13 protein-coding genes are annotated in these 17,858 nt (G+C 61.8%); 11 read left to right on the top strand and 2 right to left on the bottom strand.

Features of this window, described 5'->3' with window-relative positions; translation table 11 throughout:
* The first annotated feature begins 70 nt into the window (after positions 1 to 70).
* From zapE to LJD17_RS00315, 10 genes are all read left to right on the top strand, one after another.
* Entirely contained in the window at positions 71 to 1,231 is a 1,161-nt protein-coding gene (gene zapE / locus LJD17_RS00360; RefSeq protein ID WP_227382881.1) for a cell division protein ZapE, read from the top strand.
* Positions 1,228 to 1,860 (top strand): TetR/AcrR family transcriptional regulator, encoded by a 633-nt coding sequence (locus LJD17_RS00355; RefSeq protein WP_227381791.1) that lies wholly within the window; start codon positions 1,228 to 1,230, stop codon positions 1,858 to 1,860. The genes zapE and LJD17_RS00355 overlap by 4 nt, the downstream gene beginning before the upstream one ends.
* A 228-nt stretch (positions 1,861 to 2,088) precedes the next feature.
* Positions 2,089 to 3,051, top strand: a complete 963-nt coding sequence (gene mdh, locus LJD17_RS00350) for a malate dehydrogenase (RefSeq protein ID WP_227381789.1) — start codon at positions 2,089 to 2,091, stop codon at positions 3,049 to 3,051.
* 57 nt (positions 3,052 to 3,108) lie between these two features.
* Entirely contained in the window at positions 3,109 to 4,308 is a 1,200-nt protein-coding gene (gene sucC / locus LJD17_RS00345) for an ADP-forming succinate--CoA ligase subunit beta (protein ID WP_227381787.1), read from the top strand.
* Positions 4,309 to 4,320: 12 nt separating this feature from the next.
* Entirely contained in the window at positions 4,321 to 5,208 is an 888-nt protein-coding gene (gene sucD / locus LJD17_RS00340; protein ID WP_227381786.1) for a succinate--CoA ligase subunit alpha, read from the top strand.
* 16 nt (positions 5,209 to 5,224) lie between these two features.
* Positions 5,225 to 5,713: a DUF1579 family protein gene (locus tag LJD17_RS00335; RefSeq protein WP_227381785.1), complete on the top strand. Its 489-nt coding sequence runs from the start codon at positions 5,225 to 5,227 to the stop codon at positions 5,711 to 5,713.
* Between the two features lie 12 nt (positions 5,714 to 5,725).
* A complete protein-coding gene (locus LJD17_RS00330; protein WP_227381784.1) occupies positions 5,726 to 8,686 on the top strand; it encodes a 2-oxoglutarate dehydrogenase E1 component in 2,961 nt (986 codons plus the stop codon).
* 61 nt (positions 8,687 to 8,747) lie between these two features.
* Positions 8,748 to 9,992 (top strand): 2-oxoglutarate dehydrogenase complex dihydrolipoyllysine-residue succinyltransferase, encoded by a 1,245-nt coding sequence (gene odhB / locus LJD17_RS00325; protein ID WP_227381783.1) that lies wholly within the window; start codon positions 8,748 to 8,750, stop codon positions 9,990 to 9,992.
* 109 nt (positions 9,993 to 10,101) lie between these two features.
* The gene (lpdA, locus tag LJD17_RS00320) at positions 10,102 to 11,502 is read left to right on the top strand and encodes a dihydrolipoyl dehydrogenase (protein WP_227381782.1); all 1,401 of its coding nucleotides are present in this window, start codon (positions 10,102 to 10,104) and stop codon (positions 11,500 to 11,502) included.
* 6 nt (positions 11,503 to 11,508) lie between these two features.
* Positions 11,509 to 12,129, top strand: a complete 621-nt coding sequence (locus LJD17_RS00315; protein ID WP_227381781.1) for a thymidine kinase — start codon at positions 11,509 to 11,511, stop codon at positions 12,127 to 12,129.
* Between the two features lie 45 nt (positions 12,130 to 12,174).
* Here the strand turns inward: LJD17_RS00315 and LJD17_RS00310 are convergent, their stop codons facing one another.
* Complete coding sequence (locus LJD17_RS00310; protein ID WP_227381780.1) at positions 12,175 to 14,448, bottom strand: FdhF/YdeP family oxidoreductase; 2,274 nt, start codon at positions 14,446 to 14,448, stop codon at positions 12,175 to 12,177.
* Positions 14,449 to 14,635: 187 nt separating this feature from the next.
* Positions 14,636 to 15,631, bottom strand: coding sequence for a tyrosine recombinase XerC (locus LJD17_RS00305; RefSeq protein ID WP_227381779.1), 996 nt, complete (start codon positions 15,629 to 15,631; stop codon positions 14,636 to 14,638).
* A 56-nt stretch (positions 15,632 to 15,687) separates the two neighbouring features.
* On the opposite strand from LJD17_RS00305, the gene LJD17_RS00300 reads away from it, so the two are divergent.
* Entirely contained in the window at positions 15,688 to 17,850 is a 2,163-nt protein-coding gene (locus LJD17_RS00300) for a primosomal protein N' (RefSeq protein WP_227381777.1), read from the top strand.
* Positions 17,851 to 17,858: the final 8 nt, after the last annotated feature.

Raw genomic sequence — 17,858 nt, 5'->3', positions numbered from 1 at the left:
CTTTGCTCCTGAAGAACCGTGAGGATATCGCTCCCGCGTGACCGACCATCGTTCTTCCCCGCATAAAGTCATGGCAAGCCGCTACGATGCTCTCGTCCGATCGGGGGCCATCGAGCGCGATCCTGCCCAAATCCAGCTCATCGGGCGCCTCGACGCTTTGGCCGAGGAGCTGAGCGGCTTTCGGCTGGCGCGCAAGAACAGCGCCCTCGGCTGGCTGTTCGGCAAGCGGAACCCCGCCCCGCCCAAAGGTCTCTATGTCTGGGGATCCGTCGGACGCGGCAAGACGATGCTGATGGACCTTTTCTTCGAGGCGGTTGCGGTTCGGCGCAAACGCCGGGTCCATTTCCATGCCTTCATGGCCGATGTGCACGAACGCATCCATGCCTTCCGCCAGAAACTGAAAACGGGGGAGGCGAGGGGGGACGACCCGATTGCGCCCGTGGCGGCAGACTTGGCCAAGGAGGCGTGGGTTCTGTGTTTCGACGAGTTCGCCGTTACGGACATCGCCGACGCAATGCTTCTCGGGCGTCTGTTCACGGCCCTTTTCGCACAAGGGGTGGTCGTGGTCGCCACGTCCAATGTCGAACCCGACCGCCTTTACGAAGGGGGACTTAACCGCACCCTGTTTCTTCCCTTCATCGGGCTTCTCAAGGAGCGGATGACCGTTCTGAAGCTTGAGGCCCGGACGGATTTTCGCTTGGAAAAGCTGGCCGGCAGTCCGGTTTTCTATGCGCCGGCCGACGATGGATCCCACACGGCCCTGACTCAGGCATTCCGGCGTCTCTCCGGGCGGGAGAAAGGTGCGCCCGTCACGCTGACCGTCAAAGGACATCCGGTCGAAATTCCGGAGGCGGCGGGAGGTGTGGCCAGAGCCAGATTCGCGGATCTATGCTCTCAGCCCCTCGCAGCGGCCGATTACTTGGCGATCGCGGAAAAATTCCACACGCTGATCCTCGAAGACATTCCGCGGATGACCTTCGAGCGTCGGAACGAGGCCAAGCGCTTCATCCTGCTCATCGATGCCCTCTATGATGCCCATGTGAAGCTCCTGGCCTCTGCGGAAGCCGAGGCGCCGGAGCTTTATCAGGCCGACACGGGGCGCGAGGCTTTCGAGTTCGACAGAACCGTCTCACGGCTCATTGAAATGCGCTCGGAGGAATATCTGTCCTTGCCGCATGGGCGCGCGGACTCGGTCGATTCCGGCCAGACCACCGGGTTGGTCGAGACATGAGGCGCCCCCGGAGCGGATCCCCGCGCGCGATGGAGATCGCCGCTCCGGCCGATACGCGCCTTCTCGCCATCGCAGCCGACCACCTGAAGCGCTTCGGACCCCGCCAGATCACCGTGGTTGAAATCGCCGACGCAGCGGGAATGACCCACGCCAACGTGTATCGCTACTTCCCCTCGAAGGCCGCGCTCATCGACGCGGTTGCCGGGCAGTGGCTGCGGTCCCTTGAAACCCTTATCGCCGATATTGCGGATGCGCCGGATCCGGCCGACGACAAACTCGAACGGCTGATCCAAGCCTCCGCCCGAACCCATCGGAAGCTTCTTCAGGAAAATCGGCATCTCTTCGATGTCTATTGTGCGGCGACCGAGACCTCCCGGCCTCTCATCCGCCGGCATCGGACGAGAATGCGCCAACTCATGGAACGGGTCTTGGACGAGGGGATCGCCACGGGGAAATTCGATCCTCGGGACCGGGAACGCGCTCTGGGACTCATTACGGACGCGTCTTATCGATTCATCAATCCTCTGACGGTAAGGTTGGACGCCGACATCCCGCAAGAGATCCTCGACCAGCGTCTGGCCGCCGTCACCAAGGTCGTCCTACGGGCCCTATCCTTCAGCATCGTCTAGGGTCAGTTACAAATTTCAATTTTTGTAACACGAAAAACGGGTCGCGAGATCAGGCGCCAATCCGTTGAAATAACTGAGATATTGTCATCCAAACATTTACTTAGCCGGCACGTTAACGCGCAAACCCTTACGGTTTAACCTTTTGTTGGCTTGAAGAAGACTTATTTCTGAGTCAAACAGCGCCACCCTCAAAAGGCTCGCGCCTCTCTATCATCCAAGGATCTCTTCATGGCCCGCTCCAAGATCGCGCTTATCGGCGCTGGCCAGATCGGCGGCACTCTCGCCCATCTGGTCGGCTTGAAGGAACTCGGCGACGTCGTCCTGTTCGACATCGCAGAAGGTGTTCCTCAGGGTAAAGGCCTCGATATCGCGGAATCGGCCCCTGTGGATGGATTCGACGCAAAGTACCTCGGTGCCAACGACTACGCGGCGATCGAAGGAGCCGACGTCGTGATCGTGACGGCTGGCGTTCCGCGCAAGCCCGGCATGAGCCGTGACGACCTCCTGGGCATCAACCTCAAGGTCATGGAAGCCGTCGGAAACGGCATCAAGCAGTATGCCCCGAACGCCTTCGTGATCTGCATCACCAACCCGCTCGACGCCATGGTCTGGGCATTGCAGAAATTCTCGGGCCTCAAGCCCGAGAAGATCGTCGGCATGGCCGGCGTTCTCGACTCGGCTCGGTTCCGCCACTTCCTGGCCGAAGAGTTCAACGTGTCGGTCAAGGACGTGACGGCCTTCGTGCTCGGCGGCCACGGCGACGACATGGTTCCGCTGGTGCGCTACTCGACGGTCGCCGGCGTTCCGCTTCCCGACCTCGTGAAGATGGGCTGGACGACGCAGGCCAAGCTTGACGCCATGGTCGAGCGCACCCGCAAGGGCGGCGGTGAAATCGTCAACCTGCTCAAGACCGGCTCCGCCTTCTATGCTCCGGCCGCCTCGGCGATCGCGATGGCCGAGAGCTACCTCAAGGACAAGAAGCGCGTTCTGCCCTGCGCCGCCTACCTGAATGGGCAGTATGGCGTGAAGGATATGTTCGTGGGCGTTCCGATCGTGATCGGGGCCAACGGCGTTGAGCGTATCGTCGAGGTCGAATTCTCGGGCGATGAAAAGGGCATGTTCGAGAAGTCCGTCGCCTCGGTGCAGGGCTTGGTGGATGCCTGCAAGCAGATCAATCCGGCTCTCGCCTAAACCTGAACCGACATGCCGTCCCCGGGCGCGGCCCGGGGATGATGCGGAGAGAATCGTATGAATATCCATGAATACCAAGGCAAAGCCATTCTGAAGGAATTCGGCCTGCCTGTTTCCAACGGCCGGGCCATTTTCTCCGCCGACGAAGCCGAGGCCGCCGCCAAGGCGCTCGGCGGACCGCTCTGGGTGGTGAAATCCCAGATTCACGCCGGTGGACGCGGCAAGGGCAAATTCAAGGAAGCCGCCGCTGGCGAAAAAGGCGGCGTGCGCCTTGCCAAGTCCATCGACGAGGTGAAGGAATTCGCCAAGCAGATGCTCGGCAACACTCTCGTGACCGTGCAGACGGGCGAAGCCGGCAAGCAGGTCAATCGCCTCTATATCGAGGACGGCTCGGATATCGAAACCGAGTTCTATCTGTCCATGCTGGTCGATCGGGCCACGGGACGTGTGGCTTTCGTCGTCTCGACGGAAGGCGGCATGGATATCGAACAGGTCGCTCATGACACGCCCGAGAAGATCCTCACCTTCTCGGTGGATCCGGCGACAGGCGTCCAGGCCTTTCACGGCCGCAAGGTCGCCAAGGCGCTCGGCTTGACCGGCTCCCTCGCGAAGGAAGCCGCGGACCTCGTGACAAAGCTCTACGCGGGGTTTGTCGCGAAGGACATGTCGATGCTTGAGATCAATCCGCTGATCGTCACGAAGGACGGTCACCTCAAGTGCCTCGACGCGAAGATTTCCTTCGATTCGAATGCTCTCTATCGCCACCCGGAAGTGCTGGAACTCCGCGACCTCACGGAAGAGGACGAGAAGGAGATCGAAGCGTCCAAGTACGATCTTGCCTATATCGCCCTCGACGGCACCATCGGCTGCATGGTGAACGGCGCGGGTCTTGCCATGGCGACGCTGGACATCATCAAGCTCTACGGCGAAGAGCCGGCGAACTTCCTCGATGTGGGCGGCGGCGCCTCGGAAGAGAAGGTCACGGCCGCGTTCAAGATCATCACCGCCGACCCGAACGTGAAGGGCATTCTCGTCAACATCTTCGGCGGCATCATGAAATGCGACGTCATCGCTCGCGGCGTTCTTGCCGCCGTAAAGGCGGTTGGCCTGCAGGTTCCGCTGGTGGTGCGTCTCGAAGGGACCAATGTCGAGGAAGGCAAGCAGATCATTCGCGGGTCCGGCCTCAACGTCATCCCGGCGGATGACTTGGACGATGCCGCCCAGAAAATCGTGAACGCCGTGCGCGGCGGGAAGTAAGGTTACGCGCTGATGTCCATCCTCATCGACAAGAACACCAAGGTCATCTGCCAGGGCTTCACCGGCAAGAACGGGACCTTCCATTCCGAGCAGGCCATCGCCTACGGCACCAAGATGGTGGGCGGCACCTCGCCCGGCAAAGGCGGATCCACGCACCTGAACCTGCCCGTGTTCGACACGGTCATGGAAGCGCGCGAGAAGACCGGCGCCGAAGCGTCGGTTGTCTATGTGCCGCCCCCGGGCGCGGCGGACGCGATCTGCGAGGCGATCGACGCGGAGATCCCGCTGATCGTTTGCATCACCGAGGGTATCCCGGTGCTCGACATGGTGCGCGTGAAGCGTGCTCTCGAAGGCTCCAAGTCGCGTCTCATCGGGCCCAATTGCCCCGGTATCGTGACCGCTGGCGAGTCGAAGATCGGCATCATGCCCGCCAACATCTTCAAGCCGGGTTCCGTCGGTATCGTGTCCCGCTCCGGCACGCTCACCTATGAGGCCGTGTTCCAGACCACCAATGAAGGCCTCGGCCAGACCACGGCGGTCGGGATCGGCGGCGATCCGGTGAAAGGCACCGAGTTCATCGAAATCCTCGACATGTTCCTTTCCGACCCGAAGACCGAGTCGATCGTCATGATCGGCGAGATCGGCGGCTCGGCCGAGGAAGAGGCGGCAGAGTTCATCGCGCGCGAAGCCAAAAAGGGCCGCAAGAAACCGATGGTCGGGTTCATTGCGGGGCGCACGGCTCCTCCCGGCCGTCGCATGGGCCATGCGGGCGCCATCATTTCGGGCGGAAAAGGCGGCGCTGAAGACAAGATCGCAGCCATGGAAGCTGCAGGCATCCGCGTTTCTCCGTCTCCTGCGCGTCTCGGCAAGACCCTTGTCGACGTGCTGAAGGGTCGCTGAGGCGAAGAGAACGAACATGACGCGACAACCGGGAGCAGAAAATCTCCGCCTCCAAGCCCTGGCAGGGCTCTGGATCGGTGAGGAAGTGCTCTTGGAGACCCCCTGGATGAAGGGCGGAACTGCGGTCGGTCATGTCGAGGCTCGTGCGGTGCTCGATGGCTTTGTCCTGGAACAGGAGTATCGCCAAGAACGACAAGGGCAGGAAACCTTCCGGGCGAAAGGCCTGTTCACGTTCGATGCAGATCGCGACGAGTATAGGCTCTTTTGGTTCGACAATCTCGGGTTTCCGCCTGCCGAGCCGGCTGGCGGGACCTGGGACGGAGACACGCTTACGGTCCTGCGGCGTTCGCCTCGAGCCCTCGCGCGTCACACCTTCGCTATCCGCAATGCTCACGAATACGAGCTCGCCATCGCAAATTCATGGGATGGCGGCGCCACTTGGATGCCTGTGATGACAGGTTTCTACCGGCGCCGCTCCGAGGACCGCCGATCCTCTGTTGCTTAAGGAATAACCATCATGTCCCGCCAGGACGCTAACGAAACTTTCCTCAACACCGCTTTTCTCTACGGCGCCAATGCGCCCTACATTGAAGAGCTTTATGCTCGTTTCCAAAACGATCCGGCATCGGTCGATCCGGAGTGGCAAGCGTTCTTCGGAGCCTTGAAGGACGACAAGCAGGCCGTCGTTCAGAATGCGCGCGGCGCATCCTGGAAAAAGCCGAACTGGCCGCTTGCCGCAAATGGCGAACTGATTTCCGCTCTCGACGGCAATTGGGCCCAGGTCGAGAAAGCGGTCGGCGACAAGATCAAGGCGAAAGCGGAAGCGAAGGGCGGCGAGATGAGCCAGGAGCAAGTGCTCCAGGCGACACGCGACTCCGTTCGCGCCATCATGTTGATCCGTGCCTACCGTGTGCGCGGGCACCTGCACGCCAACCTGGATCCCCTTGGGATCAACCCGCGCCCGAACGATCAGGAGTTGCATCCCTCGCACTACGGCTTCACGGACGCCGACTGGGACCGCAAGATCTTCCTCGACAATGTGCTCGGGCTCGAATTCGCAACGATCCGCGAAATCGTCGCGATCCTGGAGCGTACCTACTGCCAAACCCTCGGCGTCGAATTCATGCACATCTCTGATCCGGCGGAAAAGGCCTGGATCCAGGAGCGCATCGAAGGTCCGGACAAAGAGATCACTTTTACCCGGGAAGGCAAGCGCGCCATCCTGAACAAGCTCGTCGAAGCTGAGGGTTTCGAGAAGTTCCTCGACCTGAAGTACACCGGCACCAAACGCTTTGGCCTCGACGGCGGCGAGTCGCTGATCCCGGCGCTGGAGCAGATCATCAAGCGTGGCGGCAATCTCGGCACGCAGGAAATCGTGTTCGGCATGGCCCATCGCGGTCGCCTGAACGTGCTCACCCAGGTCATGGGCAAGCCCCACCGGGCCCTGTTCCACGAGTTCAAGGGGGGGTCTTTCGCCCCCGACGACGTGGAAGGCTCGGGTGACGTGAAGTACCACCTGGGAGCGTCCTCCGATCGTTCCTTCGACGGCAACAACGTCCACCTGTCCCTGACCGCCAATCCGTCGCATCTCGAGATCGTCGACCCGGTTGTCCTGGGCAAAGTGCGCGCCAAGCAGGACCAGCACGGCTGCACTCCTGAAAACCGCACCGCTGTCATGCCGCTGCTGATCCATGGCGACGCGGCTTTCGCCGGGCAGGGCGTGGTGGCGGAATGCCTCGGATTGTCAGGCCTTCGTGGCCATCGCACCGGCGGCTCCATCCATTTCATCATCAACAACCAGATCGGTTTCACGACCGATCCACGTTTCTCCCGCTCTTCGCCGTACCCGTCGGACGTGGCCAAGATGGTGGAAGCGCCGATCTTCCATGTGAATGGCGACGATCCGGAGGCCGTGGTTTTCGCCGCGAAGGTTGCGACCGAGTACCGGCAGAAATTCCAGAAGCCTGTCGTCATCGACATGTTCTGCTATCGCCGCTTCGGCCACAACGAAGGCGACGAGCCCTCCTTCACCCAGCCCCTGATGTACCGCAAGATCCGGTCGCATCCGGGCATTCTGGAACTCTATTCCAAGAAGCTTCTGGCTGAAGGCACCGTGACCGAAGCCGACATCGACGAGATGAAGAACACCTGGCGCTCCAAGCTGGAGGCGGAGTTCGACATCGCCCAGAACTATAAGCCGAACAAAGCCGATTGGCTCGACGGACGTTGGGCGGGCCTCAAGGCCGTCCGCGAGGATCAGGACGATCCCCGCCGCGGTCAGACCGGTGTTCCGGTTGAAACCCTGAAGGAAATCGCCAGCGCACTCACGAAGGTGCCGGAAGGTTTCCAGGTCCATCGCACGATCCAGCGCTTCCTCGACAACCGCAAGAAGATGATGGAGACGGGGCAGGGCATCGACTGGGCCATGGGCGAAGCCTTGGCGTTCGGATCGCTCCTGCTGGAGAACCACCGGGTCCGCCTGTCAGGACAGGACGTGGAACGCGGCACCTTCTCCCAGCGCCATTCCGTGCTCGTCGATCAGGAGAACGAGGAGCGTTACACCCCCCTCAACCACATCAGCGAGAGCCAGGCCCGGTACGAAGTCATCAACTCGATGCTCTCCGAGGAAGCTGTTCTCGGGTTCGAGTATGGCTACACGCTGTCCGAGCCGAACGCTCTGACCCTCTGGGAAGCACAGTTCGGCGACTTCGCCAACGGCGCGCAGGTGGTGTTCGATCAGTTCATCTCTTCGGGCGAGCGCAAATGGCTGCGCATGTCCGGTCTCGTCTGCCTCCTGCCTCACGGCTACGAAGGTCAGGGCCCGGAGCACTCTTCCGCCCGCTTGGAGCGTTGGCTCCAGATGTGCGCCGAAGACAACATGCAAGTCGCCTATTGCTCCACCCCCTCCAACTACTTCCATATTCTGCGCCGCCAGCTGAAGCGCGAATTCCGCAAGCCGCTGATCCTGATGACGCCGAAATCCCTGCTTCGGCACAAGCGTGCGGTTTCATCGCTCGACGCGATTGCGGAGGGAACATCCTTCCACCGGGTTCTTGCGGACGATGCGCAGCGCGCCTCCGACGGGATCAAGCTCGTCAAGGACGACAAGATCCGCCGCGTCGTGGTCTGCACCGGCAAGGTCTATTATGACCTCTTCGAAGAGCGGGAGAAGCGTGGTATCGACGACGTGTATCTGATGCGTGTCGAGCAGCTTTATCCGTTCCCGGCCAAATCGTTGGCGGCGGAACTCGCCCGCTTCAAGAAGGCCGATGTGGTCTGGTGCCAGGAAGAGCCCAAAAACATGGGTTCATGGACCTTCGTCGAACCTTACCTCGAGTGGGTCCTCAAGACCGCAGGTTCCAAGGTCGACCGTCCCCGCTACGTCGGACGCGCCGCTTCCGCCGCGACCGCCACCGGCCTCATGTCCAAGCACTTGGCACAATTGCAGGCTTTCCTCGACGAGGCTTTCGCGGCTTAATGCCGCGAAGGAACCTCAAACCCTTTCCAACGGGCGTTGGCCCTGAAGCGACAAGACGAACATGGCAACCGAAATCCGCGTACCCACTCTCGGTGAATCCGTCTCAGAGGCCACCATCGGCCGCTGGTTCAAGAAGCCCGGCGATCCGGTCAAGGCCGACGAGCCCGTTCTCGAACTCGAGACGGACAAGGTGACGCTCGAGGTTAACGCGCCCGCAAGCGGCACCCTCGGCGACATCATCGCCAAAGACGGCGAAACGGTCTCTCCGGGCGCCGTGCTCGGCTCCATCGTCGAAGGAGGAGCGGCTGCGACCGCTCCCGCAGCCAAGTCCGACGCCCCGAAGGCCGAAGCCCCCAAGGCCGCCCCGGCGCCGGCGGCGGCACCCGCGACTCCGGCCGCGTCCGTAGCGGCCAAGGAATCGGGGCCCGCGGTTGGCCGCATTGCGGCAGAGAGCGGAATCAATCCCTCGCAGGTCGCCGGTTCCGGAAAAGATGGCCGCGTCACCAAGGGTGACATGTTGGCTGCCATCGCCACAGGCGGTGCCGGAGCCGCAGCCCCCGCGCCTGCTCCTGTTCAGGTGCGTGCGCCATCCGCTCCGGATGATGCCACCCGTGAAGAGCGCGTGCGCATGACCAAGCTGCGCCAGACGATCGCGCGCCGCCTCAAGGACGCCCAGAACACCGCCGCCATGCTGACCACGTTCAATGACGTGGATATGAGCGCCGTGATGCAGCTGCGCAGCCAGTACAAGGACGTTTTCGAGAAGAAGCACGGCACGAAGCTGGGCTTCATGGGCTTCTTTACGAAGGCCGTTATTCAGGCGCTCAAGGACGTTCCGGCCGTCAATGCGGAAATCGACGGTCAGGATCTCGTCTACAAGAACTACTACCACATCGGTATCGCAGTCGGCACCGATAAGGGCCTTGTGGTTCCGGTCGTGCGCGACGCCGATCTGCTCTCGGTTGCCGGCATCGAGAAGAAGATCACCGATTTCGGCAAGCGCGCCCGCGACGGCAAGCTGTCCATCGACGAGATGCAGGGCGGCACGTTCACGATCACCAACGGCGGCATTTATGGCTCGCTCATGTCGACCCCGATTCTCAACGCCCCGCAATCCGGCATTCTCGGAATGCACCGCATCGAAGAGCGGCCGGTGGTGCGCAACGGACAGATCGTGGCCCGCCCGATGATGTATCTCGCTCTTTCCTATGATCACCGGATCGTCGACGGCAAGGAAGCCGTGACCTTCCTGGTGCGCGTGAAAGAGGCCCTGGAAGATCCGGCGCGTCTCGTTCTGGATCTCTGAGAATTTCCCAGCCTTCAGCCCGGCTCAAGAGCCGGGCTTCCTTAAATTCTTCGCCGGAGCGCCAATCCTTTAAAGCGTTCCTGGCTTTCGCGTCCAAGGGGCGAATATCATGTCCTACGATCTCGTCGTCATCGGAACCGGCCCCGGGGGCTATGTGTGCGCTATTCGGGCGGCTCAGCTTGGCCTTAAGACAGCAGTCGTCGAAAAGCGCAAAACGCATGGCGGCACCTGCCTCAACGTCGGCTGCATCCCGTCCAAGGCTCTTCTGCACGCCTCCCATATGTTCGAGGACACTCGCGAGCACTTCGCGCATCTCGGCATCGGCGTCACGCCTCCCACCCTCGACCTCAAGCAAATGCAGGTTTTCAAGCAGGAGGGCGTCGACGGCAACACGAAGGGGGTCGAGTTTCTTCTCAAGAAGAACAAGATCGATGCGTTCCTGGGAACAGCGCGGATCGCGGCCGCCGGCCAGGTGGAAGTGACGGGCGAAGACGGCTCGAATCAGATTCTCGAAACGAAGAACATCGTCATCGCCACGGGTTCGGACGTCACACGCCTTCCCGGCATCGAAATCGACGAAAAAACGATCGTATCCTCGACCGGCGCCCTCGATCTGGATACCGTGCCCAAGCGCCTTGTCGTGATCGGCGCTGGAGTCATCGGTCTTGAACTCGGCTCCGTTTGGCGTCGCCTGGGCTCGGAAGTGACCGTGGTGGAATATCTCGACCGGATCCTGCCCGGCATGGACGGCGAGGTTGCGAAGAACTTCCAGCGAATCCTCTCGAAGCAAGGGTTCCAGTTCAAGCTCGGCGCCAAGGTCACGAAAGCTGAAAAGACCAAAAGTGGCGTGACTCTCATGTTCGAGCCCGCTGCCGGCGGCAGTTCCGAGAGTCTTGAGGCGGATGTCGTTCTCGTCGCGGTCGGGCGTATCCCTTATACGCAGGGCCTCGGGCTCGATGAGCTCGGCGTCCAGAAGGACAACCGTGGACGCATTCTGACGGATGCGCATTTCTCGACAAACGTCACCGGCATTTACGCCATCGGCGACGTGATCGCTGGCCCCATGCTTGCCCACAAGGCAGAGGATGAAGGTGTGGCTGTTGCTGAAATCCTTGCCGGAAAAGCAGGGCATGTGAACTATGACGTGATCCCAAGCGTCGTTTACACGTCGCCCGAGGTCGCTTCCGTTGGAAAGACCGAAGAGGAGCTGAAGGCCGCCGGTGTCGCGTACAATGTGGGCAAGTTTCCCTTCACGGCGAATGGACGCGCTAAGGTCAACCGCACCACCGACGGTTTCGTGAAAATCCTTGCCGACGCAACCACCGACAAAGTCCTAGGTGTGCACATTATCGGCGCGGAAGCCGGTAACCTGATCCACGAGGCCGTCATCGCCATGGAGTTCGGTGCATCGTCGGAAGACATCGCCCGCTCGTGCCACGCTCACCCGACCCTCGCGGAAGCTGTCAAGGAAGCTGCCCTCGCTGTCGAAAAACGCGCTATTCACATGTAAGCGCCGATGGCGAAGCTGCACTTTCTCTACTCGGTGATGAACGCCGGGAAGACCACGCATCTCCTGCAGGTCCGGCACAACTATATCGAGAACGGCGGGCACATCCTGCTGTTCACGAGCCTGATCGACGACAGGTTCGGAATCGGAAAGGTGAAGTCACGCATCGGCCTCGAGGCTGATGCGGTGCCTTTGCGAAAAATGGACGACATCGGCAAGATCGTGGCGGCGGAGAACGCCGAGCGGCCCGTCACCGCCGTCCTGATCGACGAAGTGCAGTTCATGGAAGCCGATCAGGTTCGGCAACTTGCCTGGATCGTCGACAGCCTCAAGATTCCCGTCATGGCCTACGGGCTGAAGAACAATGTCTATGGCACGCTGTTCAGCGAAGCGATTGCTGTGCTGATGGCATTGGCCGACGACTTCCAGGAGATCAAGCAACTCTGCCATTGCGGCCGCAAAGCAACGATGATCCTGAAGTATGACCGCAACGGAGAACCCGTTCGGGTGGGCGAAGTCGTGGAGATCGGAGGCGAAGGCCGATACGTCTCCGTCTGCCGCCCTCATTGGTTCGCGGGCGAGATCGGCGCCGCCGCCCGAAAGCTCCTGTTCCCGCCAGGGATGACTTAGGATTTCGGCCCGCTGCACAGAGCCGCCATCGCCGGCTCTGTCGCCTCACGCACGGATCCGAACCGGCACTGCTTTTGCTGCGGGCGTCTTCGACATCTCGTCGTGATGGGAAAGAGCGATCAACGGGTTGGCTTCGGGATAGTAAGCTCCGATGCATCCATCGGGTAAATCGAAGGGGGTCACGACAAGGCCGCGGACTTCGCGCTCCACTCCGTCGTCCGCGTCGCTTGTCAGGGCAACGACCTGCCCGGGTTCCAGACCTGCCCGTCGGATTTCGTCAGGATTCATCAGGACGACGTCCCGGGTGCCTTCGATCCCGCGCAGCCTGTCGCTGTAGCCGTAGATCGTGGTGTTGAACTGATCGTTGCTGCGCAGGGTGATCAGGCGATAACGTCCGGAGGCATCCTTGAAACCGTGCGCGGACAAGGTTTTCGGTGTCGTGAATTCCGCCTTGCCGCTTTTGGTCTTCCAGATGCGTTCGCGGGCGCTGTTCCCGCGGTAAAAGCCGCCCGGGGTGAACAGGCGCTGGTTGAAATCCGTAAACATGTCCGGGTAGGTCTGCTCGATGAGGTCCCTGACCAGACCATAATTTCCGACCCACGCGTCCCAGTCGACCGTCGGGCGAGGATCCAGCGTGGCCTTGGCCATGCCGGCGACGATCGCCATTTCGGAGCGCAGCTCTCCGCTTGCCGGCTGGCGCCTCCCGACGGAACCGTGAATACGGCTGAAGGTATCCTCGATCGTGACGACTTGTGGTCCGCCGGTTTGGACGTCCTGTTCGCTGCGGCCAAGGCAGGGGAGCAGGTACGCAACCTCGCCGTTGAAAAGGTGGGAACGGTTGAGCTTCGTGGCGATCTGCACCGTCAGACGCATCTTCGTCCAGGCCGCCTCCATAAGGGCCTGTTCCGGAATGGCGCGGAGGAAATTGCCCCCGAGCCCGATGAAAGCCCGAACTTGGCCTGCAAGGATACCCTCGCAGGCCTCCACGGTGTTCATTCCTTTGTCGCGGGGAGGATCGAAGCCGAAAAGCTCAGCGAGCTTATCCAGGGGCACGAGTTCGGGCTTCTCGGAGATTCCTACGGTGCGCTGTCCCTGAACGTTCGAATGGCCACGGATCGGCGAAATTCCGGCGCCTTCGCGTCCTATGTTTCCCTTGAGGAGCAACAGGTTGACGTAAGTCGCGACGTTCTCGAAGCCGTGCACGTGCTGGGTCAAACCCATGCCGTAGATGCCGATCACGCTCTTCGCCTGGACATAGACCTGCCCGGCCTCCTCGATGGATGATCGCGGCAATCCTGACGCCAGCTCGATCTCCTGCCACGACAACGCACGGACCTGCGCCTCGAAAGCTTCAAAACCGGCGGTATGCTGTTCAATGAAGTCGCGGTCGAGCACATGGCCTCCGCGGGCCCGTGCTTCGTCGTCCTGTGCAAGAATATACTTGCACAGGCCCATCATCACGGCGATGTCGCCTCCCGCCTTAACCTGATGATACTGGCAGGAGATCTGCGTTTCCCGGCCGGTCAACATCTCCGACGGATTCTGCGGGTTCACGAACGCCAGAAGCCCCTTTTCCCGAATGGGATTGAACGTCACGATTCTGCAGCCCCGACGCACGGCATCCTGCAGGTCGTGCAGAAAGCGGGGACTGTTCGAGCCGGTGTTCTGTCCGAAGAAGAAAATGGCGTCGCACTTGGAAAAATCTTCAAGCACAACCGTGCCCACTGGCGCTCCGATGACCGATTTCAAGGCCACCGAGGTGGTCTCGTGGCACATATTGGAGCTGTCGGGCAGATTATTGTGTCCGTAAAGACGGGCGAACAGTGCATAGCAATAGGACGTTTCGAGACTGGCGCGGCCCGATGCATAGAAGACGGCTGTCTTTGGATCGATGGCCTTGAGCTCTGCTCCGATCGCCGCGAAGGCTTCCTCCCATGTGCAGGGTACATAGCGATCCAAAGCAGGATCGTAGCGCATGGGATGCGTGAGCCGTCCCTGCTGTTCGAGGTCATGGTCGCGCCAGGTTCGCAGTTCCTTGACGGTGTGCCGGGCAAAGAAGTCGGGCGTGCAGCGCCGGGAGGTCAGCTCCCACAGGGTCGCTTTCGCACCGTTCTCGCAGAATTCGAACGGATGGTAGTGGGCCGGCTTGGTCCAGGCGCAGGAGACGCAGGCGAAGCCGCCGGGCTTGTTCTGCTGCGCGAGCGTTTCGAGAGCAGCGGGCGTTGCCCATTCTTTCCCGAAGATGCTGGCGATTCCTCGGACCGATCCCCACCCGCCGGCGGGTCCATCATAAGAGACGGTTGCATCATCTTTTGCCATATGGCGTCTCCCGGCAAGAAGAAGGAAAGCCGCCTTCCAAACGGGTCTGAGGATGACAGGTGCTTTGTCTTACGCGATGTTGGCCTGACGAAGACAGGGACGAGCCGGTCAGCTGGACCGAACACCAACTCTCCGCTTGAAGCCAAGGTTCCTGAGGCTGCTTGTCTCAGGCGCTTCGTCGAGGGGGTTACACTTTTTCGGAGCCGTTCCTGACTCTGGCCCGCGGATGGGCCGAGTCAAAGGCATCGAGCAGGCGCGTCGCGTCGACCTTGGTGTAAAGTTGCGTGGTGGACAGCGACGCATGACCCAGGAGCTCCTGGATCCCGCGCAGATCTCCCCCCTTCGCGAGGAGGTGGGTGGCGAATGAGTGACGGAGGGCATGCGGTGTCGCGCTCGCCGGAAGCCCTAAGGCGCCGCGAAGCTCCTCGACGGCCATCTGGATGATCCGGGGAGACAGGGGACCTCCCCGCGCGCCAACGAAGAGAGGACCCTCCGGCGGTATCGCGTAGGGGCAAAGGTGCAGATATTCCGCAACCGCCTTCTGAATGGGCGGGATGATGGGTACGCTCCGCATCTTTCCGCCCTTGCCGGTCACCGTGATGGCGTCAATTCCAAGGATCGGGGCATCGCGCCGCTGGAGGCCGAGCGCTTCCGAGATGCGAAGACCAGCCCCGTAGAGCAGGGACAGCACGGCCGCATCCCGGGCCAAAATCCAGGGTTTTCGATTCTCTCCGGCCCGGGATTCGGTGTCGGTCACGGCAACGGCGGAAGCGGCAGAAAGAGGGCGAGGCAGATTCTTGTCGACCCTTGGGGTGCGAATCGCCGCAAAAGCCGAGGCCGTGCCGTGCCCCTCCCGTTCGAGATAGCGGGCGAAGGAGCGCAGGGCCGCCAGCTGGCGCATGAGGGAACGGCTTTGAACCGTCGCCATCCGCCGCGCCGCCAGAAACGACCGGATGTCCAGAGGCTTCAAACCGAGAATCGCTTTGACGGTCGGGGGCTCGCCCAGGTGAGCGGTCAGGAAGGTCAGAAACTGCCTCAGATCGCGAGCATAGGCCTCGACGGTCTTCGCCGAGAGCCGTCTTTCCTTCGCCAGGGCGGCAAGCCACTGCATCGCTTCCCGGCGCGTATCCGCCGCGCCTGGAAGAACGAGGTCGAGGGCCGTCTTGGAATCGCTGCTTGACATGGTCATGCTTTGTGCAAGGGCAGACAAATTAGCAAGGACAGGTTAATCCGATCCGAATGACGAGCCATATCGCCGACGTCCTCATCCCGCTTGCCCTGGATACCGCCTATAGCTACGCGGTTCCCGAGGGGCTCTCCCTGAAGGAGGGGGACGTCGTGCAGGTTCCGCTCGCGACCCGTGAGGTCGCCGGAGTCGTCTGGAGCTTGCGTGACGGGTCAGGGGCCAATTTCAAGCCGGTCACAGGGGTGATCGATGCTCCGGCCCTGTCGCTGAAGATGCGCAAGTTTCTCGACTGGATCGCCTGGTACACCCTTGCTCCCAAAGGCTCGGCGCTTGCCATGGGGCTCAAGCTTGTCGACGGGGAACGAACGGAGGTCGTGAGGATCGGCGTCCGTTTCGCGGGAGGCCTGCCCAAGCGGCTGACGCCTGCGCGTCAGCGCCTCATCGATGTGGCAAAAGATGGGCTTGTCCGCCTCAAGCGTGATCTGGCTCAGGAAGCGGGGGTCAGCGTCGGAGTCGTCGACGGCCTCATCGATGAGGGAATTCTGGAGGCAGTGGCCCTGCTGGCCGAGCCCGTTGCCGATGTCCCCAACCCAAGTTTTATCGAGGCCCGGCTCTCCACGGCTCAGCGGGAAGCTGCCGAGGCTCTCGTCGCCTCTCTATCCGAGAATCCGGCGCCTGTGACCCTTCTTGAGGGCGTGACCGGCTCGGGCAAGACAGAGGTTTATTTCGAGGCCGTCGCCGAAGCGGTCCGACAGGGAAGGCAAGCGCTGATCCTGATGCCGGAAATCGCCCTCACGGCTCAGTTCCTGGATCGTTTCGCCGCCCGCTTCGGCGTCAAACCCGCCACTTGGCACTCGGGAGTTTCCGGGCGTAAGCGCGAGCGCCTTTATGCCGGCATTGCGTCCGGCGAAGTGAAAGTGGTCGCCGGGGCACGCTCCGCCCTTTTCCTTCCCTATGCCCAGCTTGGCCTCATCGTGATCGATGAGGAGCATGAAACCGCCTACAAGCAGGACGACGGCGTCCATTATCACGCTCGCGACATGGCCGTCGTGAGAGGGCGGATCGAAAACGCTCCGGTTGTCCTCGCTTCGGCGACGCCGTCCATCGAAAGCCGCGTGAACGTGGAGCGCGGACGCTATCGCCACGTCCATCTGCCGGAGCGTTTCGGCGGGCGGCAGATGCCTCAGATCCGGGCCGTCGACCTCCGGCGGGAGCAGATTCCCCGGGGGCGGTGGCTCTCGCCGACCCTTATGGCGGCCATGGAGGAAAACCTCGGGCGGGGTGAGCAGGTCCTGCTTTTCCTCAATCGCCGGGGATATGCCCCGCTGACGCTCTGCCGCGCCTGCGCCCATCGTTATGAGTGTCCCAATTGCTCTGCCTGGCTTGTGGAGCACCGGTTCAGGCGCTCCCTCGTATGCCACCATTGCGGCCATGTGGAGCGGACCCCCCAGGCTTGCATTTCCTGCGGAAGCATCGATTCGCTGGTCTCTTGCGGGCCCGGTGTGGAGCGGATCGCCGAAGAGGTGGCGGAGCTGTTTCCCGACAAGCGGGGCATTGTGCTGTCCAGCGATTTTCCAGGGGGAACGGAGCGGCTGCGCCGGGAGCTGGCGGCCATCGCGGCCGGTGAGTTCGATATCGTCATCGGCACCCAGCTCGTCGCCAAGGGCCATAATTTTCCGCTTATGACATTGGTTGGCGTGCTCGATGCGGATATCGGCCTGACCTCCGGCGACCCCCGGGCCGCCGAGCGCACGTTCCAGCTTCTCCAACAGGTGACGGGCCGCGCAGGCCGTGGCGAGAAGCCCGGCCGGGCCCTTGTGCAGACCTGGCAGCCTGATCACCCGGTGATCGCCGCCCTCGTCTCGGGCGATGCGGAGAGATTCTACCGGGAGGAGACGAGGGTTCGCGAGATGGCGGGGCTGCCCCCCTTCGGGCGCTTGGCGTCCCTGATCATCTCTGCAACCGAGCGAGATGCCGCCGAGGCGCATGCACGGGAAATGGCCAAGGTCGCGGATCCTCCTGCCGGAGTCGCGGTGCTGGGACCTGCCGAAGCACCCCTCGCCCTGATCAGAGGGCGGTATCGGTTCCGCCTGCTTGTAAAGACCGAACGGGATGTGGATCTTCAGGGGTATCTGCGCGCCTGGATGACCCGTTGCCCAAAGGTAAGGGGCAACACCCGCGTCACCATCGATGTCGATCCTCAGAGCTTCTTATGATCAATCAA

This window comes from Microvirga rosea, assembly GCF_020595095.1.
Lineage (GTDB): Bacteria > Pseudomonadota > Alphaproteobacteria > Rhizobiales > Beijerinckiaceae > Microvirga > Microvirga rosea.
This window is presented reverse-complemented; position numbering and strand designations above follow the sequence as displayed.

What these genes read in the sequence shown, in the direction of transcription:
- LJD17_RS00330 (WP_227381784.1), top strand. Translation starts at nt 5,726, where the DNA reads ATGTCCCGCCAGGACGCTAACGAAACTTTCCTCAACACCGCTTTTCTC.
- sucD (WP_227381786.1), top strand. Translation starts at nt 4,321, where the DNA reads ATGTCCATCCTCATCGACAAGAACACCAAGGTCATCTGCCAGGGCTTC.
- mdh (WP_227381789.1), top strand. Translation starts at nt 2,089, where the DNA reads ATGGCCCGCTCCAAGATCGCGCTTATCGGCGCTGGCCAGATCGGCGGC.
- LJD17_RS00305 (WP_227381779.1), bottom strand. Translation starts at nt 15,631, where the DNA reads ATGTCAAGCAGCGATTCCAAGACGGCCCTCGACCTCGTTCTTCCAGGC.
- lpdA (WP_227381782.1), top strand. Translation starts at nt 10,102, where the DNA reads ATGTCCTACGATCTCGTCGTCATCGGAACCGGCCCCGGGGGCTATGTG.
- LJD17_RS00355 (WP_227381791.1), top strand. Translation starts at nt 1,228, where the DNA reads ATGAGGCGCCCCCGGAGCGGATCCCCGCGCGCGATGGAGATCGCCGCT.
- LJD17_RS00310 (WP_227381780.1), bottom strand. Translation starts at nt 14,448, where the DNA reads ATGGCAAAAGATGATGCAACCGTCTCTTATGATGGACCCGCCGGCGGG.
- LJD17_RS00335 (WP_227381785.1), top strand. Translation starts at nt 5,225, where the DNA reads ATGACGCGACAACCGGGAGCAGAAAATCTCCGCCTCCAAGCCCTGGCA.
- LJD17_RS00315 (WP_227381781.1), top strand. Translation starts at nt 11,509, where the DNA reads ATGGCGAAGCTGCACTTTCTCTACTCGGTGATGAACGCCGGGAAGACC.
- LJD17_RS00300 (WP_227381777.1), top strand. Translation starts at nt 15,688, where the DNA reads ATGACGAGCCATATCGCCGACGTCCTCATCCCGCTTGCCCTGGATACC.
- zapE (WP_227382881.1), top strand. Translation starts at nt 71, where the DNA reads ATGGCAAGCCGCTACGATGCTCTCGTCCGATCGGGGGCCATCGAGCGC.
- sucC (WP_227381787.1), top strand. Translation starts at nt 3,109, where the DNA reads ATGAATATCCATGAATACCAAGGCAAAGCCATTCTGAAGGAATTCGGC.
- odhB (WP_227381783.1), top strand. Translation starts at nt 8,748, where the DNA reads ATGGCAACCGAAATCCGCGTACCCACTCTCGGTGAATCCGTCTCAGAG.